The sequence below is a fragment of the Hominiventricola sp. genome (assembly GCF_057604405.1).
The window spans coordinates 132,886-157,511 of the sequence record NZ_DBLYVB010000004.1; the positions used below are offsets into that span (position 1 = coordinate 132,886).

Here is a 24,626-nt window from a genome sequence, read left to right on the forward strand (position 1 = left end):
CACTCCTGCCTACGGGATTTGTACCGCCTTCATGGAAAATCCATCTACCAGTGGATAATGACATTTCACCATCCTGCCATTGGCATCTTCTGTCATGACCGGCTCTGCCGTCCGGCATTTCTCCGTGGCAAAGGGGCAGCGAGGATGAAATGCACATCCTTTGGGTATATCAATGGGACTTGGTGTCTCTCCACGGATCTCATATTCCCGTTCTTTATGTTTTGTGTCAATCACAGGTGCTGCCTGTATCAGAATCTGCATATATGGATGAGCAGGATGTTGGAACAGCTCTTCTGCCGATCCCATCTCCACCACTCTTCCCAGATACATGACCATAACCCGGTCAGACAGATACTGTACCACCCGAAGGTCGTGGGAAATAAACAGCATGGTCAGATTCAGCTTTGCTTTCAAATCCATCAAAAGGTTGATGATCTGTGCCTGAATGGACATATCCAGTGCAGATACCGGCTCATCGGCAATGAGCAGTGCCGGATTTAAGATCAGTGCTCTGGCAATTCCAATTCTCTGCCGCTGACCACCGGAGAAAGCAGAGGGATAACGGTCCAGCGCGTAGGACGGCATGCCTACCATATCCAGAATCTCAATGGTTTTCTTCTCAAATTCTTCCTTCGGACAGATATGATGGACTGACAATATCTCATAGAACATCTGCCGGATGGTCATCTTGGGATTCAGGGAAGAATAGGGATCCTGATAGACCATCTGGATGTCTCTTCTTGCTTTGGTAAGGGCTGCACCCTCTTTCAGCGCCAGATCTCCATACTGGTCAAACATGATCTTACCATCATCCGGTTTATAGAGACGGATCAGTGTCTTGGAAAGAGTACTCTTTCCACAGCCACTCTCGCCTACCAGACCTAATGTCTCTCCTTTGCGGATGGAAAAAGTCACATCTTCCACAGCCCGGACATATTTCTGTTCTTTCTTTCTGGCAATCTCCGCGATATTTCTTTTAATTGGAAATGTTTTCGATAAATGAGATACATTCAATATCGGGGTAGCTTCCTGCTGCATCATTCCCCATTCCCTCCTGTCTCTTTCGCTTCTTTCATTGCTTTCTGAAGTTTTTCTATGCAATGGCATCTGCTGTAATGACCTGGTGTAATTTCCTTCAGTTCCGGTACCTTCTGTTTACAGATTTCCTCACAGAATTCACATCTGGGTGAAAATGCACATCCAGACGGCATATCGTTTAAGTTGGGCGGCATGCCGTCGATGGAGTAGAGCTTCTGTCCCTTTCTCTGCAGAGAAGGAATGGCGCGCATCAGCCCATAGGTATACGGATTCTGTGGACGTTCAAAAATCTCATCCGCACTGGCCATCTCCATAATCCGTCCTGCGTACATCACCGCGATATGATCACACATCTGGGAAGCCACACCCAGATCGTGAGTTACCAGCACCAGGCTCATATCCAGTTCCTTTTTCAGCCGTTTCAGAAGCTTGATGATCTGATCCTGAATGGTGACGTCCAAGGCTGTGGTCGGTTCATCTGCCAGCAGAAGATGGGGCTTTGATGCCAGCGCAATGGCAATCATAGCACGCTGCCTCATACCGCCTGAGAACTGATGCGCATAACATTTCAGACGTTCTTTTGGGGAAGGAATACCTACCAGCCGGAACAGTTCCTCCGCATATTCCTTTTTCTGTTTCTTCGTCATGTGTTCATCTTTCATGGATTCCACCAGCTGGGTTTCCATGGTCAGTACCGGATTCAGAGTCGTCATGGGATCCTGGAAGATCATGTCAATCTCTCTGCCCCGAAATGCCTGTAATTCTTTTTTATTAAAATCCAGTACGTTCTTTCCTTTATATAGGATTTCACCTCCGGTAATCTGTCCTGGCTCCTTCAAAAGCCGCATAAGAGAACGGCATGTCACACTTTTGCCGCAGCCGCTCTCGCCGATCAGTCCAAAGGTCTCTCCACGTTTAATCTCGAAGCTGACATCATTTACCGCCTGTACCGTCTTTTCGTCGGTCACAAAATCTGTATGAAGATGTCTGACTTCCAAAATATTTTCGTCCATACATTTGCACTCCTTTTCCGTCATCCTGTTATACAGATTTCTGCAGTCTTCTGGAAACGCCCTCTCCTACCAGACTGATGGAAATACCGGTCAGCGCCAGCATGATACCAGGAAATGCTGCAATCCACCATGCCGTCATGATGAAGGATTTTCCTTCTGATATGATGGCTCCCCATTCCGGTGTCGGGGTAGGAACTCCAAGTCCTAAAAAACTCAAAGACGCTCCCATCAGCATACAGAGCATAATATCGGAGATCGCATAAACAAACGCACTGTTTACGACATTCGGAAGAATATGCCGGAAAATAACTCTCCGGTTGGAATAACCCAGTGTCTTTGCTGCTGATACATACTCACTGTTTTTTACCACCAGCACTTCACTTCGCACCAGCTTGGCATATTCCCTCCAGCCTACCAGCCAGATGGCAATAAACAGATTCTTTACACCGGATCCTAAGATTGCCACAATGGCAATAACCAGGACCATCAGCGGAAAGGCAGTAAAAATATCAAGGATTCTCATAATCAACGCATCGATTTTTCCTCCGAAATAACCGGAGAACAATCCTATCATGGTGCCGCATACAGCAGGAATCAGCATAGCGAAAATGCCAATTTCCAGATCCAGTCTTGCACTGTATACTACTCTGGAGAATACATCTCTTCCCAGGTTGTCGGTACCAAACCAGTGTAATGTGGACGGCTTTTGAAGAAGTTCATTCATATTCTGCCCGATAGGATCATAATGGGTAAACAGCTGCGGCACCAGCGCCATCAGCAGAATTACTCCCAGAAATACTGCTGCAATCCAGAACAGCGCCGACTGCTTTTTTAATAATTCTTTCATCTTCGGCACCCCTTTTCTAATCCAGTTTGACTCTCGGATCCAGCAGAGAGTAGGAAATATCTGTAATCAGGTTCATAACCAGCACAATAATGCTGAATAAAAATACAGTTCCCTGAACTACGGTATAGTCTCTGGACAGAATCGCATTCAGGAGAAGCTGACCCAGTCCCGGAAGGACGAAGACGCTCTCAATGACAATACTTCCTGCCAGCATATAGGTCATCCTCATTGCTAACAATGTAACCGTTGAGACCAGTACATTCCGGATAATATAGCTGTTCCGGATCCGGCTTGGAGAGAGTCCTTTGCTGTATGCAAAATCCACATAATCCATCTTCAGAACTTCGATCACATTTCCGCGGATGTTACGAAGAACCAGTGCCGAGGTTCCAAGGGCTCCTGTGAAAGCCGGAAGTACAAGGGAACGAATATGCTCCGGCACCGTATTTCCCCAGCCGCCTACCGGGAACCATGCCAGCTTCATTCCGAATACCAGAAGCAGCAGAAGGCCGATGAGAAATTCCGGTACCGAAATAAAGGTCAGGGAACAGGAATCAATAAAGCTTCCGATCTTGCTGTTGTGTTTGACACCGGAAATATAACCCAGAGGGAAACTGATCAGAACAGAAAACAGTGCCGTCATCAATGTCAGAGAAACAGTAATCACTGCTTTCTGCCGAAACAAATCTGACACCGGACTTTTCAGGGTCAGTGAATTTCCAAAATTAAAGGTAAGACATTGCTTCAAAAACAGAAAATACTGCACATAAAGCGGTTCTGAAAGACCAAGCTTCGTTCTCATGGCTTCAATGACTTCATCACTGGCACGATTTCCTACCAGCAGCAGTGCCGGATCACCCGGAATCAGCCGCATACCGAAGAAAATAATCAGTGTGATAATCAGCAGAACCGGAATCATCTGCAGTATTCTCTTAATAATATAAGTTAGCTCTTCCATACTATCTGCGGTTCCTTCCTGTCATTTCGTTAACAGAAGGGAGAGAATTCACTCCCTCCCCCTGTCTTTTCCTCTTTTTAAAAGCTTACTCTGCTTTATCAAGATTCTTGAAATTGTAGATTCCAAGAGGAGTCTGTGCTGCTCCGGTGATCTTATCAGTTGCTACAAAAGTGTAGGGTGCATAGATCAGCGGAATAACCGGAACGGCATCTGCCACGATCTTCTGCATCTCACCATAATCTGCAAGTCTTGCAGCTTCGTCCATCTCAGAATTTGCTTTCTTGCAGTATTCCTCAGCTTTTGCCTGGTCTTCATCATTCCAGTAGCTTCTCCAGCAGTTTGCCTGGTCTTTGATACACCACAACCCTGCCAGCTCAGAGGTATCGGTCATATCACTGGTCATGTAACTGATAAATACATCATAATTTCCGTCTTTCCAGTTCTGTCTTGCAGTTGCAAGGTCAATCTGCTGGATATCAAGGGTAACACCAATCTCTGCCCATTCGGTCTGCAGCATGGTTGCCACCTGCAGGAATGCACTGTCACCGCTTCCTACTTCAACCGTCAGATCCATGCCATCTGCATATCCGGCTTCCGCCATCAGTCCCTTTGCAGTCTCTACATCAAGACTGGTGGTCGACAGATCTGCTGCATAATGCGGTGCAGACGGAGAAAGGAAGGTATTGGCCGGCTCACCATAACCGAAGTATACGGCTTTGTTAATGGCATCTTTATCTGTTGCCAGCTCCAGAGCCTGTCTTACTCTCTTATCAGAAAGTTTCTCACTCTGGCAGTTCAGAATGACAAATTTTACATCTGTAGAATCAAACAGAGATACATTCAGGCCACCGACCGCTTTCAGCTCATCGATCCTGCTGTATGGAATCTGAGTTGCAATATCGATCTGTCCACTCTCCAGCTGCATGATTCTGGTATTGTCGTCTGCGACTACGGTCATATCGACCTCATCTACCTTCGGGCACCCCTCTTCCCAATAATAATCATTTTTCGTGAAGACCATCTTCTCACCCTTGTCCCACTCGGATAATACATAAGGACCTGTTCCGACAGGAGCTGATGAAATGCCTTCCTCTCCAACCTCTTCACAGTATGCTTCCGGCATAATTCCAGAACTGAACATAGCCAGAACGGAAAGGAAAGAAGGAGAAGCTTCTGTCAGTGTGATCTTCAGCTGATTGTCTCCTGCATCTTCCATGGATGCAATCATATCCAGCATACCGATCCACGGTCCGTCCGTATCTTTTGCACGGGTCAGGCTGTAAATACAGTCTTCTATGGTCACATCCTCGCCATTGGAGAATTTAATGCCGTCACGGATATGGAATACATATTCCAGACCATCATCGGAAACGGTCCAGGTATCTGCCACCGCCGGAATAATCTCTTTTCCATCATCGGAAGTACCTACCAGACCTTCCACAATCATGTTCAGAATCCAGATGTCGCAGTTGTCTGCGGTCATAACCGGGTCAAGATTGCTGGAGTCCAGATCTCTTGCCATGGTGACAACTTTTCCACCGGCGGAAGCGGTGTCTGTTGACACAGATTCCGCAGCGCTTGCAGTGTCAGCTGATGCATCCGTACTTTCTGTGCTTCCTGAGCTTCCACATCCGGTCATCATCATTGCTGCTGCCATGAACAGCGCCATCCATCTTGTCTTTCTTCTCATAATATTCCTCCTCGTCTTTTTGTTATAAAAAAACGACAGTATTTTCTTTTATGAAAACACCATCGTTTCTCTCAGATAAATTATGCAGTTGTCTCGGACTCTCCGAAATGCTTTCTTACGATATCCGCTACCATCTGTGCCGTTCCTTCTACTCCGAAGAAACTGCTGTCGATCATCAGATTCCGATTGTTCAGATCAGACGGATAGTAATTGGTATATTTCTTATGATACTTCCGTCTGGCCTTATCGACCTCCATGATCATTTTTATAGCCACATCCTCTTCCATGCCAAGCTGTGTCACACAGTTCTCGATTCGTTTTTCAAAGGGGGCATAGATATAAATATTGAAACAATTCTTAAAATCACTTAACACATATTCTGCACATCGTCCTACAATCACACAGGACTCTTTTGCCGCCAGTTTTCTGATAATCTCGGATTGTACACGAAAAATCTCATCCTGCTTTTCAGAAGAAAATTTTCCAAGGGGAGACTTCATTCTGGCATAAATGCCGCCTTTACTTTCCTCATTTTTACTGATTACGGAAAGCGGCAGTTCCATCTGCCGTGCCGTCTCCTCTACAATATCCCTGTCATAGAATTCCACATTCAGAAGCTCCGACAGCCGTCTTGCAATCGGACGTCCCATGCTTCCAAATTCACGGGTAATCGTCACAATAAATTTTTCACTCATGCAATGGCCTCCGCCAAAGAATCAAGAATTTCTTTTTCCACTGTCATGTCAAATCCGTCCACGCCCATCTTCTTCTCTTTGAGAACGCCGTCCACACTGCCAATCTCCAGTGTAGCTGCCAGATAAGGCTCTGCTTCTTCATAGGTAAAGAGTACTTCTTCCCCTGACAGTTTCTGAAGCCATGCAGTCAGTGCATAAGCGCCCCAATTGGACGTGGTTGCAATGATCAGGTCATCCACCGGTACTACGCAGGGATTCAGCTCCAGTTTCTCGGAAATAATATCTTTTACATTGCCCATGCCGATCTCATTACCACCGTCTCCCACACCAATGGTCGGAATGTGTTTTTCCGGTGCCAGTTCAAAGAGATGGTCAATGGCTGCTGTCTCGCTGGTAATGCTGACACCACGCATATTGGCATATTCATGCTCAGCGTTCTCACCGCAGCGTTCAATAGAAATCATATACACTGGATGATATTTCTCCAGAATATCTTCATAGACCTGCTCATCTGCCGCAATGTCCACATACTCTACATCCAGCTGTTTCAGTTCAAAAAATCCCTTGCAGTATTTATCCGTGACAACGACCGAATGAAATCCTAGCTGGTTAAGGGCCTCCGCTACGGCAACGGTGCCAAGAGGGCCATCCGTTTCTGCATAACCAGCCACATAGAATCCAGTGGTCAGAAGAACGGTTCCACGCTCTGCGTGAAGAAGCTTTTCTGCTGCGGTCCTGCAATAGCCATCTTTCAGATACTTTTTCAGAATATTCATTCCTCTTTTAGAATAACGAAGCACTACGTCTTCCGGTGTTAATTTACTCATCATGACTCTCCCACAATAACTTCTTTCATCGGTGCAATCACTACACCTGCTTTTTCCAGTTCCGAACGGATCTTCTGAACAAACAGGAGTGCCTTCTGTCCGTCTCCGTGAACACAGATGGAATCTGCCTGTACCTCTATCTTTTTACCGGTAATCGCAGTAACCGTTCCCTTTTGTACCATCTCCAGTACTCTTGCTACCGCTTCCTCTTCATCGGTAATCATGGCACCTTCCTGAGATCTTGGTACTAAGGTTCCATCTTCCATGTAAGCACGGTCTGCAAATACCTCACCGGCAGTCTTCAGTCCCAGTGCCTTTGCAGCTTTCACCATTTTGCCGCTTCCAGGTCCCAGAAGAATGAGATCCGGATTCACAGCCTTGATTCCTCTGCAGATGCCCTCTGCCAGTTTATCATCCTTCTCTGCCATATTATACATGGCTCCATGGGGTTTTACATGCTGCATGGCAATTCCATTCGCCCGGCAGAATGCTTCCAGCGCACCGATCTGATACATAACAATGTCTGTCACTTCTGCAGGCGCAACCTTCATGTTTCTCCGCCCGAATCCTACCAGATCCTGATAACCCGGATGAGCACCTGCTGCCACACCGCTCTCTGCTGCCATCTTCACCGTTCTGCTCATGACCACCGGGTCAGATGCGTGGAATCCGCAGGCAATATTTGCAGATGTAATGAGCGGAAGAATCTGCTCATCCATCCCTAGTTTATAATTTCCAAAGCTTTCACCAAGGTCACAGTTTAAATCTACTTTTTTCATCCTGCTCACTTCCTGCTCAGTATTTCAAATTGATATTTTTCACATCGGTCACCAACATATGACCCGGTGCATGGGTAATACAGAAATCCGGTTTGGAATCCATAATCACATTCTGCGGTGTCACTCCACAGGGCCAGAATACGGGAACCTCCCCTTCATGAATCGTCACCATATCACCGAAATCAGGATGCATCAGATCGGTAATTCCGATCACTTCCGGTGCTCCGATATGAATCGGTGCTCCGTGAACCTTCGGCATATCCCCGGTGATCAGTACCGCTTTCGGAATCAGATCATGAGGAATCGGACGCATGCTCACCACCATATTCCCATGGAAAACACCTGCCGGTGCGCATGGGATATTGGTCTTATACATGGGAACGTTGCAGCCCTCCTCAATATGGCGAACCGGAACTCCTGCTTCCAGAAGATCAGCTTCAAAAGAGAAGCTGCAGCCGATCAGAAAGCTGACCAGATCCTCTCGCCAGAGGTCCGACACATCCTGAAATTCTCCTTTCAGCTCGCCATGTTCATAGAGCCGGTATTTCGGAATTTCTTTTGCAATATCACATCCCGGAGCAATGGTTTTCAGGTAGCGGTCTCCCACATCTCCTACTTCCAGAATCGGACAGGACCTGGGATTTCTCTGGGTAAAGAGTAAAAAATCATAAGCATATTTTTTCGGAATAATAACCAGATTCGCCTGTGCATATCCGCCGCTCATGCCTGCCGTGGGTCCGGTAATTTTTCCTTCTGAGATCAGCTTCCGGATCTCCTGTGGTTTCATATGATAATAATCCATTAAAAGCACTCCTTTTTCCGTTCTTTTCTGCTGATCTCCTGGGCTTCCTCCACCGACACTTTCCGAAATCGGATCCGGTCTCCCGGCTTACACTGGGCCACTTTCGGAAGATCTGCCTGGGTGACAGTTCCGATTTTGGCATATCCACCGGTAGTCTGATGGTCTGCCATCAGGATAATCGGTTTTCCGCTGGATGGAATCTGAATAGAGCCAAAGACAATGCCGTCTGATACAATATCCGTTCCGTTTTTACTTTCCACTTCCGGTCCTTCCAGCCGATACCCCATCCGATCGCAGGACTCCGTCACTTCATAGCTTTCCGAATAAAAATGATGAATGCCTGCTTCTGTAAAATATTCTTCCTGCGGTCCCGGCACCACAGATACCAACACTTCCTTCGGGTAATCCGGCACCGATACTTTCCGGTCTTTCACTTCATCCCAGCTATGTAATGCTTCTCCAATGGGAAGTTCGTCTCCCATCTGCAGTGCACGTCCTTCATGCCCTCCGATACCGCATTTCAGGTTCGTGGAATAACTGCCCATCACTTTCGGCACTTCAAATCCGCCTGCCACAGCCAGATAGGTACGGCATCCGGTCTTTGCCATGCCAAGGTTCAGTACCCCGCCTGCAGGTACCTTCACCGCCTGGTTCATGGCAATTGGTTTCTGATTCACCGTCGGCTGCATATCTGCACCGGTCAGCGCGATAACCGTATCCTCTTCAAATCTGCAGCTTCCGCCATAAAGGGTCATCTCCAGCACCGCTGCTCCCTCTTCATTTCCGACCAGATAGTTTGCTTTCCGATAAGCCGCCGTATCCATCACTCCGGAACAGGTCATGCCGGATTTCTGGTACCCGAAACGTCCCAGATCCTGCACGGTGGTCAGCACACCCGGAATCACAACTTTCATTGTCTTCATAGTGCTTTCCTCCTTTACTCCTCTGTGACTTCTATCTGATACTTGCCGTCCAGCACTGCCCGACGGATATCGTAGTAATCCATAATTGTAATGGGTACAAAACGAATATAATCTCCCGCCTGTACCAGAATTGGCTGTTCCCGGTTCGGGTCATACATGTCAATCGGGGTCTCTCCCATAAGCCGCCAGCCGCCCGGTGAATCCATAGGATAAATGCCTGTCTGGCTTCCGCCAATCCCTACAGCTCCCCTGCTGATCTTCAGTCTCGGCGACTTCAGACGCGGCACATGAATTCTCTCATCCAGTCCTCCAAGATAAGCAAATCCCGGAAGAAATCCAAGCATATAGACTTTATAATCCACAGAACTGTGAATGTCAATCATCTCTTTTCGATCCAGCCCTGTCAACTGTTCCATGTCTGCCAGATCCGGACCAAACCGCGCCCCATAACAGCATGGAATTTCCAAAATCCGCTTTTTCGTCTTCTGTTCTGTCTTCAGATTCCGGGCCAGTTCCTCGATTTTATCTGCAGCTTCCCGATACGACAGCTGATAAGAATCATAATAGATCAGAAGCGACCGGAAGGTAGGAACCACCTCTCCAATTCCCGGAATCTGCTGTTCTTCTATTTTTGCAGCCAACGCATGTACCTGATCATTGACTGCCTCATCAATCCGGTCACCAAACTCCGCTACCAGAACCTGATCACCTGCTGCCATAAGTTTCATGATGAAAGAACTCCTTTCCACGGCCTGCTTTTATATTGCTGTAGCCTCTGTAAATTCGTCGATCAGTGCGGCCCGGATCTTTTCCAGAAGTTCCGGTGCCTTTCCGCCTACCGGTCTGCCGTCCAGTTCATTTGCATGGAGACACAGGTTACTGGAACTGGTCACCAGAACCTCATCTGCATTGTACATTTCATCCAGCGTGTATGGAGTTTCACTTACCGGAATCTCCAGTTTCTTACACATCCGGATCAGATGAGCTCTTGCAATACCCGGAAGAATCAGATTATCGGTCGGTGCGGTAATCAGCTTGCCATCTTTTATAATATGGCAGTTGCTGTGGGCGCATTCTGTAACCCTTCCGCCCGGTCTGTAGAATACTGTTTCATCTGCTCCGGCTTTCTTAGCCTTCTCAGCTGCCATAACAGATGGGATCAGGTTCAGGGTTTTAATATTACAGTGGAAGAATCTGGTATCTTCCGTGCTGATCAGTTTGATGGGTTTCATTCCATCGGAAATCTCAGCCGGTTTCAGCATGATCCAGAGATTTCCAGGACCTTCTGTAAATACGTGATTCCGGATCCCGGTTCCTCTGGTCAGCTGATAATATACAAACAGATTGCCCGTATCCATCTTATTTACCATTTCCTGAAGGAGATCTTTTAATTCCTGCTTGGTTACCGGCATCTTCATATCCAGAAGTCCGGCGCTGTTAAAGAATCGGTCGATATGCTCATCAATGGCAAAAATTTTATAATTTCGTGCAGGACCTGCATCATACACACCATCACCGAACCAGCATACTCTGTCATTCATCGGGACTGTCATCTCATCCAGTTCACCAAATTTTCCATTGTAATAACCTAGTGTTTTCATAGCTATCTCCTCCATCGTTTTCGAACAAATAAAAAACGATGGCAGTTTCCTCTTCGGGAAAACGCCATCGTTTTTCGCTTGTTCTTATATTGATGGAACTAATTATACGATCTTTCATTCAAAAGTCAATGTAAAATTTATAGCATTTACCTGCATCTTCCGTAAATTTTAATCTCATTTTGGATTTTTTCAGACAATTCCGACGTGAAACTGCCTTTCAGTGCCCTCCATTTCCAGTTTTTTCCTACTGTAGATGGAGTATTCATCCGTGACCAGCTTCCTAGTCCCAGAAGATCCTGGGCCTGCACAATGGTAAGTCCTGCAGCGCTCTCCCAGATGGCCCGCATCATCTTCCAGTTGATCTCTTCCGCGGTGTCTGTATGCAGGTAACGAAACGCTTGTTTCACATCTTCCGGTTCTGCGGAAGTCACCCAGCCTACGGATGTGTCATTATCATGGGTTCCTGTATAAGCCACGCAATTTTCCGGGTAATTTTCCGGCAGGTACATATCTCCGCCGCCATCCCGGCTATCAAATGCGAACTGAAGCAGCTTGATACCAGGGAAACCACTGTCTGACAATAATTTTTTTACCGAATCTGTCATATAGCCGAGATCTTCTGCCATAATGTTCTGCTTGCCGATCTTCTGCTCCACGGTAGAAAACAAATCCATTCCGGGTCCCTGTTTCCAATGTCCTCTCTGGGCGTTGGCATCGCCATAAGGAATAGCAAAATAGGAATCAAATCCACGGAAATGATCAATCCGCAGCATATCGTAAACATTGCACAGATACTGAATTCTGGCTACCCACCAGCTGTATCCGTCCTTTTCCATATAATCCCAGTCAAAAAGGGGATTGCCCCACAGCTGTCCGTCTGCGGAAAATCCATCCGGCGGACATCCTGCCACTTCTCTTGGCACTTTATCTCCGTCCAGCTGAAACAGTTCCGGATGTGCCCACACATCTACGCTGTCCAATGACACATAGATGGGAAGGTCTCCAATGATCTTCACTCCATGCTCATTTGCATAGGTTCTGAGTGCTTTCCACTGTTCAAAAAACAGATACTGCATGATCTTCCAGAACTGTATTTTCTTCATGTACTGCAGGAGCACCAGGTCCAGCACTTTTTTATCTCTGTTTCGCAGTTCCGGCTCCCATTCCTGCCATGGTTTACCGTCATGTACTTCCTTCAGCGCCATAAACAGAGCATAGTCATCAAGCCAGTATGCGTTATTCCGGCAGAATGTCTCATAGCTTTCCGGTATCTGCTCAGCAAATCGTTCTGCCGCTTTTCGGAGCACCGGATACCGGCTCTCATAGATCTTTCCATAATCCACCTGCTTCGGATCATTTCCCCAGTCCCGCTCCTTATATTCTTCCGGGAACAGCAGTCCCTGCTCACACAGCAGATCAAGATCAATAAAATACAGATTTCCTGCGTAAGTAGAGAAAGACTGATAAGGGGAATCTCCGTAACTGGTGGGGCAGATGGGCAGCATCTGCCAGTAACTCTGACCGGCAGCTTCCAGAAAGTCCACAAACTTTCTGGCTTCCACGCCCATCGTACCAATTCCATATTCAGAAGGCAGCGAAGAAATATGCATCAGGACCCCACTGCTTTTTTCCTTCATCATGATTTCCTCCTCTGAATTTTTTATTAATGACAGATAATCTCTTCTGTCTCTGCATCAAATACATGGATCTTATTTGTATCCAACGCCAGTTTTACATGATCCTCTGCTTTGATGCCCGTGCGGGACGGCACTCTTGCCACCAGATTCTGTCCGGCGCAGGTCAGATAAAGATAAATCTCCGAGCCCATCATCTCTGCCAGATCTACATTGGCCTCAATGTTGGATGCCTCAGAAATGCTTAAGAAGGATTCTTCTGCATGAATATCTTCCGGCCGGATACCAAGAATTACTTCTTTGCCTACGTAAGCTTCCAGCTCCGGCTTCTTAAGCGGAATCCGGTGCTCACCAAAAGCAAGTGCATAGCTATCGCCGTTTTTCTCCACTTTTGCGTTCAGGAAGTTCATCTGCGGAGAACCGATAAATCCTGCTACAAACTTATTGCACGGATAGTTATAAAGTGCCTGCGGTGTATCCACCTGCTGGATAATTCCGTCTTTCATAACCACAATGCGGTCGCCCATGGTCATAGCTTCCGTCTGGTCATGGGTAACATAGACAAAGGTCGTCTGGAGACGTTTGTGAAGCGCTGCGATCTGGCTTCTCATCTCAGTACGGAGCTTCGCATCCAGGTTGGACAGCGGCTCATCGAGAAGGAATACGGAAGGATTTCTTACCATGGCACGTCCCAGTGCCACACGCTGTCTCTGCCCACCGGAGAGTGCCTTCGGTTTCCGGTCCAGATACTCTTCCAGTCCAAGAATCTTTGCTGCTTCATGTACCTTTTTATCGATTTCATCCTTCGGCGTTTTTCTTAATTCCAGTGCAAACGCCATATTTTTATACACGGTCATATGCGGATACAGAGCATAGCTCTGGAATACCATGGCAATGTCCCTGTCCTTGGGTGCCACATTATTTACCAGACGGTCGCCAATGTAAAGCTCTCCATCGGATACTTCCTCCAGACCGGCAATCATACGAAGCGTGGTAGATTTTCCACATCCGGACGGTCCTACCAGCACAATAAACTCTTTATCTTTAATTTCCAGATTAAGATCCGGAACTACCACATTACCTTTATCATATACTTTCTTTACATGCTTAAATGTAATATCTGCCATCTTTTTTTCCTCCTTATTCTGCTCAAACCTTTACTGCACTTTCTCTCATCACAAGATCAAATGGAAGCAGCTCATGCACTGCCGCCAGTTCTTCCTCCTGTTCCTCGTCCATGCAGGAGAGCAGAATCTCCATGCTCCTGTCTGCGATCCGTTCTCTGTCCTGACGAATCGTGGTCAGCCTGGGAGTGAGATAATTTCCAAGTTCAATTCCATCAAATCCTATGACTGAAATGTCTTCCGGCACTTTCAGGCCTCTGTCACAGATTGCCCGGATTGCTCCCATAGCCAGTACATCCGCCATGGCAAATACCGCTGTCAAATCCGGCATCCGATCAAGCAGTGCATTCATGGCGCGGTACCCTTCTTCCATGGAAAAGAGTGCTGGTTCATACTGTTTTTTCCGGTCAAATGCCATTTTGTGCTTCTGGAATGCATCCGCACATCCTACACATCTGGTGTAAGCGGCATGGGATTTTTCCATACGGCCTCCTAAGATGCCGATATTCTTATGGCCCAGATTCATCAGGTACTCCACCGCTGCTTCGGCTCCCTTCGCATCATCCGTGCTGACACTGGAGAGATTCCGAAAATGAAGCTGCTCCGCTGAGTTGGTAACCAGAACGCAGGGAACGTCAATTCGTGCAAACCGCTCCTGAAAGAACTTCAGATTACTTCCCAGAAACAGGATCCCTTTCGGATGCCGTTCCAGACAGACACTTTCCGCCTGTTCGACCTCATTTTCTTCCTCACCAATGTAATAGATGAAGCAGGCAAAATCTTTTTCCTCAATCAGTCCCTGCAGCCGCTCCACAATGGAAGCAAACAGCATATTCTGGGAACCTTTGACAATAATGGCAATTCCGCTGCTGGCCTGCTGCTTCAGATGCTTGGCATTGTTATTCAGTTTGAAGTGGTGTTTCTCCACCACCTCCATAATGGTCTTCCGTGCTTTTTCTGACACATCCGGATGATTGTTAAGTACACGGGATACGGTTCCCACCGCATATCCGGATTCTTTTGCAATATCTTTGATTGTCATAGGTACTTGTTTAGCCTTTTACAGCTCCTGCGGCTACTCCTTTAATAATATGTTTCTGGCCAACCAGATAAACAATAACGATCGGGATGACAGTTAACATAATGCTGGCCATCATCGGTCCCATCTCAACCTTTCCGTAGCTTCCACGGAAATACTGGATCAACATCGGGATGGTCTTATAACTCTTAATATCCAGTACCAGCGTCGGCAGGAGGTAATCATTCCATACCCACATAGCCTCCAGAATTCCTACAGAAACCATGGTCGGCTTCAGAATCGGAAGCACAATCAGGAAGAAGGTCTGGATCGGATTGCAGCCGTCAATCATAGCTGCCTCTTCAATTTCCAACGGAATGGATTTCATGAATCCCGCAAACATGAAGACCGCAAGTCCTGCACCAAACCCCAGATAGATGACCCAGATATTCCACGGCGTATTGAGCTTCAGCCGATCTGCTGTCTGGGAAAGGGTAAACATAACCATCTGGAAGGGTACAACCATGGAAAATACAAACAGGAAGTAAAGTCCCTGGGAGATCACACCCTTCACCCTCGTGATATACCAGGCACACATGGAGCAACAAATGAGAATTGCCACAACGGATGTAAGGGTAATCAGAAGGCTGTATCCAAGGCTCTGTAAAAATCCTTTGGATGCAATGGCATTTACATAGTTTTCAAGTCCTGCAAACCCATCCGCCGTCGGCAAAGTAAATGCACCTGCCGTAGTGATGGTCGTCTCTTTTTTCAGCGAGTTAAAAAGGATCATAATGATCGGATATACATACAGAAGCGCCAGGATGGTTAATACAACAGTCCAGATGCGGTCTGCAATTTTTTTCTTTTTTCCCATCTTACTGCTGCACCTCCTTTGAACGCGTTGCTTTCAGCTGAATCATGGAAATGACAATGACCAGCAGGCAGAACAATACTGCCTTGGACTGTCCAAGTCCCTTCCACTGGGCTCCGGCCCTTGCATAAAACGTCTGATAAATATTCAGCGCCATCATCTCCGTCATGTGGTTCGGATCACCACCGGTCAACGCCAGGTTCTGGTCAAAGAGTTTGAAGGAGTTGGTCAGTGTCAGGAATACACAGATCGTGATAGACGGCATAACCATAGGAAGTTTTACCTTCCATAAGGTCTCCCAGGGAGACGCTCCGTCAATGGCTGCTGCCTCGATGAGATCATCGGATACATTCTGAAGACCGGCGATATAAATGATCATCATATAACCGATCTGCTGCCAGCACATAAGAATAATCAGTCCCCAGTATCCCGCGGAACTGTTCAGTGCCAGAAGCGGCTGTCCTACGATGGACAGAATACAATTAATCAGAATCTGCCAGATATAGCCCAGCACGATTCCACCGATCAGATTCGGCATAAAGAAAATAGTACGGAACACATTGGTTCCTTTCAACTGTCTGGTCAGAAGCAATGCCAGAGCAAATGCAATTACATTGATAAGTACAATGGATGCCACCGCAAACATTACGGTAAATTTAAAAGATGAAAGAAAAGAACTATCTGCCAGCGCGCCCTGATAGTTTGACAGACCCGTAAACGTTGCATTATTTACTGTCGTAAACTGACAGAAGGACAGATACAGTCCCTGAATAAACGGAATGATAAAGCCGATCATAAATGCCAGTAATGTAGGCAATACGAAGACCGGCGAATACCGTTTGATTGCTTTTTCCATAAAGCCACTCTCCTTTCAAGGCGTAAAAAGGGCAGGCAAGTCTCTTGCCCGCCCCTTTTTATCATATGATGTGTGGTCTTACTGTCCGTTTGCCAGCTGATACTCTGTTGCCCATCCATCTACGAATGCAGATACAACAGCGTCCCAGTTTGCATCAGTTTCATCTGCTGCGTAAGCGGTAAGTGCCTGGCCTAAGCCGTTCTTCCACTCTTCAGACGGCATGGTAGTGAAGTTCCATGATACCGGAGTCTTGCCTGCTGCAGTGTACTCTGTATCCTGTTTTACGAACAGGTTCTGAGATTCCTGAGCACCCTTGAACGGAATTACAAATCCCATATCATCTGCCATGGTCTTGGTTCCAAGATCAGAGGTTACACACCAGTTCATGAAGTCCAGAGTTGCCTGAATGTCAGCCTCGTCTGCCTGATTGTTTACACACCAGTAGTTCTCAGTACCGGTACACAGTCCCTGATTAGCCTCATCGCCAACTCCGATATAGATCGGGATCATAGCGAGATCATCATCTGTAAGAGCTCCATCTGCTGTCAGGTTTCCATACTCCCAGGAACCATTCTGGAAGAATACTGCCTCGCCTGCAAGGAATTCGTTTCTGGAGTCATCACCGGTCTTTGCAGAAAGCTCGGACGGATCACAGGTGCTGTTGTTGATGTACAGATCCCAGATATTGCGGTAGTTATCAAGATAGGTTCCTTTGATTGCATCTGTACTGTCAATGCCATCTGCCTGATACTCAAAGTAGATCGGCAGGTTTGCCAGATGGGTCTTGAATCTCCAGTCAGAAGATCCATCCATACCAGCGGAAGTAAATGCTGCGAAGCCAAGCTCAGAAGATCTTGCGGTGATATCCTCTGCTACTTTCTTCAGATCATCGAAGGACTGAATGTCGTCGATGGTGTAGCCTGCAGTCTGAAGTAAGGTTTTATTTACGATCAGTCCGTAGGACTCGATTACATATGCGATTCCGTATACGGTGTCGCCTTCTTTTAATGCGTAGCTGTCGCTGGTCAGCTGGCTGTAAATATCAGATCCTGCCAGATCGTAGCAGTAATCTTTCCAGTTTGCCAGTCCAACAGGTCCGTTTACCTGGAACAGAGTCGGAGCACCGCTCTTGCCCATCTCACTCATCAGGGTTGTCTCATAGTTTCCGGAAGCTGCTGTTACAACGGTTACCGGTACGCCGGTCTCTTCGGTGTAAGCTTTTGCCAGATCCTGCCACTGCTGATCCTGCTCCGGTTTGAAGTTCAGGTAATAAACAGAGCCTTCTGCATCAGATGCTGTGGTCTCAGCTGCTGCACTGTCAGTTGTGGTCTCAGCTGCTGCACTGTCAGTCTTGGTGTCTGCTGCGCTGCTTCCTCCGTCTGAGGAACCGCCGCATCCAGTCAGTGCGGTAGCTGCCAGTGTGCATGCCATAGTCATTGCTACTAATTTTCTCTTCATATTGAAATCCTCCCGTTTATTTTCTGGAAACGTTTCCAGTTCTTATGCATCTATAATAGATCTTTTCTGCAATAAATGCAAGTAAATTCTGTCGGTCATTGATATTTTCGTCATAAGTGCATATTTTAGTCTCTTGTTTTTGTGCGATATTACTATATAAGCAGCAAATATCAATGGAAATGACCGGTGGATTCATCATCTGACAGGTGAATTTTAGAAACGAATGGCAATTTTTCCTTTATTTTTCTTTGCTTTGAAATATTCAATTGCCTCTACGCTGTCTTTAAAGTCAAACACATCAGATATATAATTGGAGCCTTTCAGTACGCCCTGCTTCATAAGCTCTATAATCTCATCATGCACCGATGCTTCTTCTGCCTTTGACGGCCACTGGGCAAAGCGCAGATTAAAGCAGAAGGGTGCTTCTTCCCAGTTAATGAGATGCTCGCCCTTTGCAGTTTCCCCATAAATACATACATCACCAAAGTTCTTTACCAGCTTCAGATTCTGATTGATCAATGAGGGAATACCGGCTGCATCCAGAATCATATCTGCTTTATCCGGAAGGATTTTCAGTACCTCTTCCATTACATTGCACTGATCAAAATTCAGCGTATAATCCGCACCACATGTTCTGGCTGATTCCAGTTTTTTCTCTGTATGGTCCACACTGATGATCGGAGAAAGTCCCATATATTTAGCCAGGGTAATAAATACCAGACCCACCGGTCCTGCACCATAGATTACCAGGCTTTTTCCTTTTCGGAACCCCAGACGTTTCATGGTAGAATACACTTCCCGATAAGTCACGATCATGGCTGCTTCCACATCATCAAATTCCTGCGGGATTTTCTTTTGTGCCAGATTACCTTCTGTCAGGACACCGTCACCAACCGTATGTCCATCTTCCATCATAGCCTCAGCGTCGCCAATAACTGCGTATTCTGCAAAAGCTCCCCAGGTGGAATAGAAATCTTCCCCATCATCCAGAAATGGAAGAACGATTTTATCGCCTACAGCAAAATTTTTCACTTTGCTTCCGACTGTCTCTACAATCCCCACTCCTTCATGGCCAAGCACCGTGGGATAATTATGAAATCCCTTCAGGACATCATGTATGATTTCCTTGTCGGTACCGCATAAAGCTCCGGCTGTCACCCGGACCAGTGCCTGGTATTCACTAATTTCCGGCTTTTTCATTTCCTCCAGACTTGCATGTCCATCCTTCCAGATTACTAAACCCTTCATCATTGCAACCCTCCTGATTTTATTAATGATTAAAATAGTTTACAAAATAAGAATCAATCTCTGCCGCACAATATTCCAGCTCACCCATGGCGGACTGTGCAGTTTTCATATCGGTCTGTGCTTTCCGGCTCTTTTCCGCATCACCATTCTGCAGGTACATATAGTATATAGATGCCGCCTCATAATAATCTGCCACTGCATAGCACTCCTGAAGCTGCGCATCTGCTTTTACGTGTTCCATCTCATTCCTGCGCTTCTTCTCAGGCAGTTCCGAATACCTGCCATCCTGGATCGTATAGAGAAAGGTATCTTCATCATAACTGTAATGATATACATCGCTGTGAATCTGAAGTGCCAGATTCAGAAGCTGCCCTACAATCAGTACCGCCAGTACTACGGTAATCACCCGAAATAGTTTACGATTCATCCTTGTTGTAGCTCCTTTCCAGTAATACCACCAGCTTGGTCCTGGACATCTCTCGGATCTGTCCGGACTCGATCACTTCACTGTCTACACCTACATAAGCCTGTACTAATTCCTCCGCCTCTGTAAGGATAGGATCACACCAGTCCCGATGGGCCTGATAAACTTCATAATAGGTAGAATATTCATCTTTTTTCACAAAGTCATACATATGTTTCAGGCTGTCTGCAATCTGTTCCAGGGAATAATCCGGTGTATAGTAATAATATTCATCTTCATCCAGGTTTTCATAATCCACCAGATGCATGCAGGATTCATAAATGTAATTATAATCGTCTGCCAGCTGTCGGAAATACCGATAATCTTCCAGTTCATCGATGCCGGAATAATACAGCTGATTCATGTCGATATAATCGGTGAAGGAAGCCCAGTCCTCTTCCGCAAGATACTGGTCAAGCTTCGCAAGATGGGTGGAAATATTATTTCGGATTTTATGACGCTGAATCATTCGCTCCACAGTCCAGATATTGGTATTCAGCACAACTGTCCCAAGGAAAAGCCCTCCCAGCACTGCCAGAATCGCAATCTGTGTCGCTTTCCGGCTGGTCTTTCCCGCTGTCTCATAGACGTCACTCTTGGTCTCCTGATAATCCTGCTCATACCGGTGCATGTCTTCCCGGTGCTTTACATAATACGGATTCGGATTATGACAAAAAGGACATACCTCATCTTCCATCGTCAGATCCGCCCCACAGTAATTACATTTCACTCTTATTTTCCTCCACGTACTGATAGATTACTTTATAATTCAGGAATCCCTCTTTCTCTGCTTTTGCTTTCAGATCCTGAATTTCCTGCTCATCCATGTCATATACCTCTTTTACAAATGCATCCGCATCTGCGATCCAGGCATCTGCCTGCTCACGGTCCTTCTCATCCTTCAGCGGAAAAAGTTCCCGGTCATAGCTCATGGTCAGCGCATCATAAAGGGCACTCTGAAACTCATAGAAATAGGTTTCTCCTCCATTTTTTGTCCGTTCCCACAGATCCATGCATTCTCGCCAGGGGTCATAGAAGGCCATGAGTCCCCAGTGTTCCCAGTTGGAGTAATTGTACTGGATTCCATCTGCCGCCTCATCCGTTTCATTGAAGAAATTCTGAATTGCCTCATAATTTTCTTCTTCATACCAGGCATCCAGCTGTGGGAAATATTTACGCTCCCATTGCATCTGCTCCCTCATATCTGCGGATCTCGTATGGGTAATGACTTCATGCGCTTTCCAGATCAGATCACCAGAAAACTGTAAGAAAAGGAAAATTCCCACCAGCAACAGAGCAATCAGTACAATCATCCCAAATGCTTTTCCGGTAAATTTTGCATGGGTTTTTACTTCGTCGGAAATCTCCTCCTGAGGCATCTCTCCCAGATCTTCAAGGTCATCCTTCAGTTTATATAAATCCTGCATATATTTATGCTCTGCACCCGGTTCATTCATAGCCCCGCAGTAGGGACAGCGCGGCACCAGTTCTTCGATGTCGGCACCACAGTTCTGACATTTGATCACCTTTTGTATCCTCCCCCGATTTTATGTCATTACGATAGTTTTATTATACGTTACAACAAGTGGGAACACAATAAAAATCCGCAGCCCCGGATGTCCGGTTCTGCGGATTTTTTTAGAATTACTCTTCTGTTTTTTCTTTTTCTTCTTTGACAATCTGGATATGCACGTCGCGAAGCTGTCTTTCCTCAACTTCTGCCGGTGCTCCCATCATAACATCCTGTGCATTCTTGTTCATCGGGAACGGAATGATCTCACGGATGCTTTCCTCTCCTGCAATGAGCATCACCATACGGTCTACACCAGGAGCGATACCAGCGTGGGGCGGTGCTCCGTAGCAGAATGCATTGTACATAGCCGGGAATTTTGCTTTCACATCCTCCTCGCCAAGACCAACGATGTTAAATGCTTTGACCATAATCTCCGGATCGTGGTTACGAACAGCACCGGAAGAAAGCTCAACGCCGTTACATACCAGATCATACTGATATGCCAGAATATCCAGCGGATTCTGGTTTTCCAGAGCGTCAAGTCCACCCTGAGGCATAGAGAACGGATTATGGCAGAACTCCAGCTCGCCGGACTCCTCACCGATCTCGTACATCGGGAAGTCTACGATCCAGCAGAACTCATAGCAATCCTTCTTCATATAAGCATCGGAAGATGCACCCAGCATCTTTCTGAGCACGCCGGCAGTCTTCTGAGCAGTCTTTAAGTCGCCTGCAGTCAGACCTACGAAATCTCCTGCCTTCAGTCCGAGAGCTGCTACTACTGCATCTTTCTTATCCTGCAGGAACTTGGAGATGCCGCCTACCAGTTCCATCTTTTCATCCAGTCGGAACCAGTATGCTTTCTGTCCGCTCTGTACTTCTACATCTGCACACAGTTTATCAATGACTTTTCTCGTACCCTTGAACTCAGGAGCTACGATTGCTTTTACCGTCTTTCCTTCAAAAGGTCCAAATCCACAGTCAGCCAGTACCTCGGTTGCATCCTGCACTAACAGGCTGATACGAAGGTCCGGTTTATCGGAACCGTATTTATCCATTGCTTCCAGATACGGAATTCTCTTGAATGGCGGTTTGGAAGCCTCTTTGTAAATGCCGTATTTGGAGAAGATCGGCGGCAGTACATCCTCAAGGACTGCAAATACATCCTCCTGGCTTGCGAATGCCATCTCCATATCCAGCTGATAGAACTCTCCCGGAGAACGGTCTGCTCTGGCATCCTCATCACGGAAACACGGAGCAATCTGGAAATAACGGTCAAATCCGGAAGCCATCAGAAGCTGTTTGAACTGCTGCGGAGCCTGGGGCAGTGCATAGAACTTGCCCGGATGATTTCTGGAGGGTACCAGATAATCTCTTGCTCCCTCCGGAGAAGAGCAGGTCAGAATCGGGGTGGTGATCTCCATGAAATCATGAGCAGTCATGCTCTGACGAAGGTCAGCCACGATCTTGCTTCTCAGAACGATTTTGCTTTTTACCTCCGGATTGCGGAGATCCAGATAACGGTATTTCAGACGGATATTCTCGTCAGCCTCTTTGGAATGGTTGATCTGGAAGGGCAGTTCGTTGTAACGGCATTTACCCAGCACTTCAATCTTCGTCGGCACTACTTCAATGTCTCCGGTCGGAAGCTTTGCATTCTTGCTGCTTCTCTCACGAACGACACCATCTACCTGAATGGTAGACTCATAATTCAGCTCAGACAGCTGATCCATGATCTCCTCAGTCTCTACTACGATCTGAGTCGTTCCGTAGAAATCTCTTAAAATGAGGAATCCTAAATTCTTACTTACTTTACGGATGTTCTCGTACCAGCCTACCAGACGTACTTCCTGTCCGGCATTCTCAAGACGCAGCTCTCCGCAGTTATGGGTTCTTCCCTGCATGTTTTTTACCTCTCTCTTCCTCGCTGCAGCTTATCTGCAGAAAAATTCCTTGAATTCCGTGTAGCCTTCTTTGGAAAGCTGTTCCTTCTGGAATTTTTTATTCTTATTCATCAGAGCCACAAGTACCTGCGCACCTGCTTCACGCTCTGCCTTTGCCTCTTTTAATACCTCACAGAGTTTCTCCGCAGGCATATTTTTCTCGATCAGGAATGCTTTCTTTCCGGAGGTACCCGGTACCTGGAAATTCTGCTCCATAAGAATCGTGATAATTCTCTCAAATCCAATAGAGAAACCGCAGGCCGGAGTATCCTTTCCGGTAAATTTTCCGATCATCTTGTCATAGCGGCCGCCGCCTGCTACGGAGCTTCCAAACTCTGCCATCTCGATCTCAAAGATGGTTCCGGTGTAGTAAGACATGCCACGAACCAGAGTCGGGTCAAATACCAGCTGGAACTGGGAAGCAGCGGTTGCTTCCACACTGGTGCGGATGGTACGGAGATTCTCAATCACATCCTCTTCCAGAACGCCGGAAAGCTTCTCTGACAGGTACGCAAGTGCATCTTCTGCCTTCTCCATCTCATCGAACATGGTGACATATTTCTCTACGTTTGCTTCCGGATAGCCGGACTCAATCAGTTCTGCTTTCACGCCATCCCAGCCGATCTTATCCATCTTGTCAAGGATGATGAATACCTGATCGTACTGATCCTCGGTAAATCCACTGTAGGATGCCATTGCTTTTAAGATACGGCGCTCATTGATACGTACTTTGAAATCTTTAAAATTCAGTTTTCCAAGCAGTGTGGTGGTAGCCAGGATCAGCTCGATCTCTGCCAGACAGGTCGGCTCACCAAGGATATCGATATCACACTGAACGAACTGACGGAAACGTCCTCTCTGGGGACGGTCAGCTCTCCATACGCTGCCCATCTGCAGAGCTTTAAACGGAGTCGGCAGATCGTTGGCATTGTTGGAATAAAATCTGGAAAGTGGCACCGTCAGGTCATACCGAAGTCCGCTGTCGGTCAGATCTGCCTCACTCTGGGCAGTCTCCAGATTCAGTTTCTCGCCTCTCTTCATGATCTTGAAGATCAGCTTCTCGTTGTCTCCGCCCTGTTTGCTGCACAGGTTCTCGATATGCTCCACACACGGAGTCTCAATCGGAGAAAATCCAAAACTTTTATAGGTTTCTTTAATCAGTCCGGTAACATAATCTCTGACCTGCATCTCTGCGGGCAGAATGTCTTTCATACCGGTGACCGGTTTCTTCTTTAAAGGCATAAATCTTGTTCCTCTCTGTATTACGTATTGTGAAAACAGCTGTATTTTGCTGATTTTTCTCACACCTACCGACTATTATA

Annotated in this window: 24 protein-coding genes; all 24 read right to left on the reverse strand. The window is 46.7% G+C overall.

What is annotated here, in order from left to right; translation table 11 throughout:
* Positions 1 to 9: 9 nt before the first annotated feature.
* Complete coding sequence (locus ACZMB2_RS04545) at positions 10 to 1,041, reverse strand: ABC transporter ATP-binding protein (protein ID WP_487595723.1); 1,032 nt, start codon at positions 1,039 to 1,041, stop codon at positions 10 to 12.
* Positions 1,038 to 2,051: an ABC transporter ATP-binding protein gene (locus ACZMB2_RS04550; protein ID WP_487595724.1), complete on the reverse strand. Its 1,014-nt coding sequence runs from the start codon at positions 2,049 to 2,051 to the stop codon at positions 1,038 to 1,040. The genes ACZMB2_RS04545 and ACZMB2_RS04550 overlap by 4 nt, the downstream gene beginning before the upstream one ends.
* A gap of 28 nt (positions 2,052 to 2,079) precedes the next feature.
* The gene (locus ACZMB2_RS04555) at positions 2,080 to 2,898 is read right to left on the reverse strand and encodes an ABC transporter permease (RefSeq protein ID WP_487595725.1); all 819 of its coding nucleotides are present in this window, start codon (positions 2,896 to 2,898) and stop codon (positions 2,080 to 2,082) included.
* A 16-nt stretch (positions 2,899 to 2,914) separates the two neighbouring features.
* On the reverse strand, positions 2,915 to 3,856 hold the full coding sequence (locus ACZMB2_RS04560; RefSeq protein ID WP_487595726.1) for an ABC transporter permease: 942 nt from the start codon (positions 3,854 to 3,856) through the stop codon (positions 2,915 to 2,917).
* Between the two features lie 85 nt (positions 3,857 to 3,941).
* Positions 3,942 to 5,546, reverse strand: a complete 1,605-nt coding sequence (locus ACZMB2_RS04565; protein WP_487595727.1) for an ABC transporter substrate-binding protein — start codon at positions 5,544 to 5,546, stop codon at positions 3,942 to 3,944.
* Between the two features lie 80 nt (positions 5,547 to 5,626).
* Positions 5,627 to 6,241: a cytidylate kinase-like family protein gene (locus tag ACZMB2_RS04570; protein ID WP_487595728.1), complete on the reverse strand. Its 615-nt coding sequence runs from the start codon at positions 6,239 to 6,241 to the stop codon at positions 5,627 to 5,629.
* Entirely contained in the window at positions 6,238 to 7,068 is an 831-nt protein-coding gene (locus tag ACZMB2_RS04575; RefSeq protein WP_487595729.1) for a DUF4392 domain-containing protein, read from the reverse strand. Before ACZMB2_RS04575 ends, ACZMB2_RS04570 begins: the two co-directional genes overlap by 4 nt.
* Positions 7,068 to 7,847, reverse strand: coding sequence for a LamB/YcsF family protein (locus tag ACZMB2_RS04580; RefSeq protein ID WP_487595730.1), 780 nt, complete (start codon positions 7,845 to 7,847; stop codon positions 7,068 to 7,070). The genes ACZMB2_RS04575 and ACZMB2_RS04580 overlap by 1 nt, the downstream gene beginning before the upstream one ends.
* Positions 7,848 to 7,863: 16 nt before the next feature.
* Positions 7,864 to 8,649 carry a putative hydro-lyase gene (locus ACZMB2_RS04585; protein ID WP_487595731.1) on the reverse strand — a complete coding sequence of 262 codons (786 nt, stop codon included), beginning with the start codon at positions 8,647 to 8,649 and terminating at the stop codon, positions 7,864 to 7,866.
* On the reverse strand, positions 8,649 to 9,572 hold the full coding sequence (locus ACZMB2_RS04590) for a 5-oxoprolinase subunit C family protein (protein WP_487595732.1): 924 nt from the start codon (positions 9,570 to 9,572) through the stop codon (positions 8,649 to 8,651). Before ACZMB2_RS04590 ends, ACZMB2_RS04585 begins: the two co-directional genes overlap by 1 nt.
* 14 nt (positions 9,573 to 9,586) lie before the next feature.
* Complete coding sequence (pxpB, locus tag ACZMB2_RS04595; protein WP_487595733.1) at positions 9,587 to 10,300, reverse strand: 5-oxoprolinase subunit PxpB; 714 nt, start codon at positions 10,298 to 10,300, stop codon at positions 9,587 to 9,589.
* Positions 10,301 to 10,330: 30 nt separating this feature from the next.
* Positions 10,331 to 11,173, reverse strand: a complete 843-nt coding sequence (locus ACZMB2_RS04600; RefSeq protein WP_487595734.1) for an aminotransferase class IV — start codon at positions 11,171 to 11,173, stop codon at positions 10,331 to 10,333.
* A 146-nt stretch (positions 11,174 to 11,319) separates the two neighbouring features.
* Complete coding sequence (gene malQ / locus ACZMB2_RS04605) at positions 11,320 to 12,813, reverse strand: 4-alpha-glucanotransferase (protein WP_487595735.1); 1,494 nt, start codon at positions 12,811 to 12,813, stop codon at positions 11,320 to 11,322.
* Positions 12,814 to 12,836: 23 nt separating this feature from the next.
* Entirely contained in the window at positions 12,837 to 13,934 is a 1,098-nt protein-coding gene (locus tag ACZMB2_RS04610; RefSeq protein WP_487595736.1) for an ABC transporter ATP-binding protein, read from the reverse strand.
* Between the two features lie 22 nt (positions 13,935 to 13,956).
* A complete protein-coding gene (locus tag ACZMB2_RS04615; RefSeq protein ID WP_487595737.1) occupies positions 13,957 to 14,973 on the reverse strand; it encodes a LacI family DNA-binding transcriptional regulator in 1,017 nt (338 codons plus the stop codon).
* Between the two features lie 10 nt (positions 14,974 to 14,983).
* Positions 14,984 to 15,826, reverse strand: a complete 843-nt coding sequence (locus tag ACZMB2_RS04620) for a carbohydrate ABC transporter permease (protein WP_118770786.1) — start codon at positions 15,824 to 15,826, stop codon at positions 14,984 to 14,986.
* A 1-nt stretch (position 15,827) separates the two neighbouring features.
* A complete protein-coding gene (locus tag ACZMB2_RS04625; protein ID WP_487595738.1) occupies positions 15,828 to 16,679 on the reverse strand; it encodes a carbohydrate ABC transporter permease in 852 nt (283 codons plus the stop codon).
* Between the two features lie 78 nt (positions 16,680 to 16,757).
* Complete coding sequence (locus tag ACZMB2_RS04630; protein ID WP_487595739.1) at positions 16,758 to 18,137, reverse strand: ABC transporter substrate-binding protein; 1,380 nt, start codon at positions 18,135 to 18,137, stop codon at positions 16,758 to 16,760.
* Positions 18,138 to 18,350: 213 nt separating this feature from the next.
* Complete coding sequence (locus ACZMB2_RS04635) at positions 18,351 to 19,388, reverse strand: zinc-dependent alcohol dehydrogenase (protein ID WP_487595740.1); 1,038 nt, start codon at positions 19,386 to 19,388, stop codon at positions 18,351 to 18,353.
* 19 nt (positions 19,389 to 19,407) lie between these two features.
* Entirely contained in the window at positions 19,408 to 19,812 is a 405-nt protein-coding gene (locus tag ACZMB2_RS04640; protein ID WP_487595741.1) for a hypothetical protein, read from the reverse strand.
* Entirely contained in the window at positions 19,802 to 20,578 is a 777-nt protein-coding gene (locus tag ACZMB2_RS04645) for a hypothetical protein (RefSeq protein WP_487595742.1), read from the reverse strand. The genes ACZMB2_RS04640 and ACZMB2_RS04645 overlap by 11 nt, the downstream gene beginning before the upstream one ends.
* A complete protein-coding gene (locus ACZMB2_RS04650; RefSeq protein ID WP_487595743.1) occupies positions 20,568 to 21,374 on the reverse strand; it encodes a TFIIB-type zinc ribbon-containing protein in 807 nt (268 codons plus the stop codon). Before ACZMB2_RS04650 ends, ACZMB2_RS04645 begins: the two co-directional genes overlap by 11 nt.
* A gap of 118 nt (positions 21,375 to 21,492) precedes the next feature.
* Positions 21,493 to 23,265 (reverse strand): aspartate--tRNA ligase, encoded by a 1,773-nt coding sequence (gene aspS / locus ACZMB2_RS04655; protein ID WP_487595744.1) that lies wholly within the window; start codon positions 23,263 to 23,265, stop codon positions 21,493 to 21,495.
* Positions 23,266 to 23,295: 30 nt separating this feature from the next.
* Positions 23,296 to 24,546, reverse strand: a complete 1,251-nt coding sequence (hisS, locus tag ACZMB2_RS04660) for a histidine--tRNA ligase (RefSeq protein WP_487595745.1) — start codon at positions 24,544 to 24,546, stop codon at positions 23,296 to 23,298.
* Positions 24,547 to 24,626 lie beyond the last annotated feature (80 nt).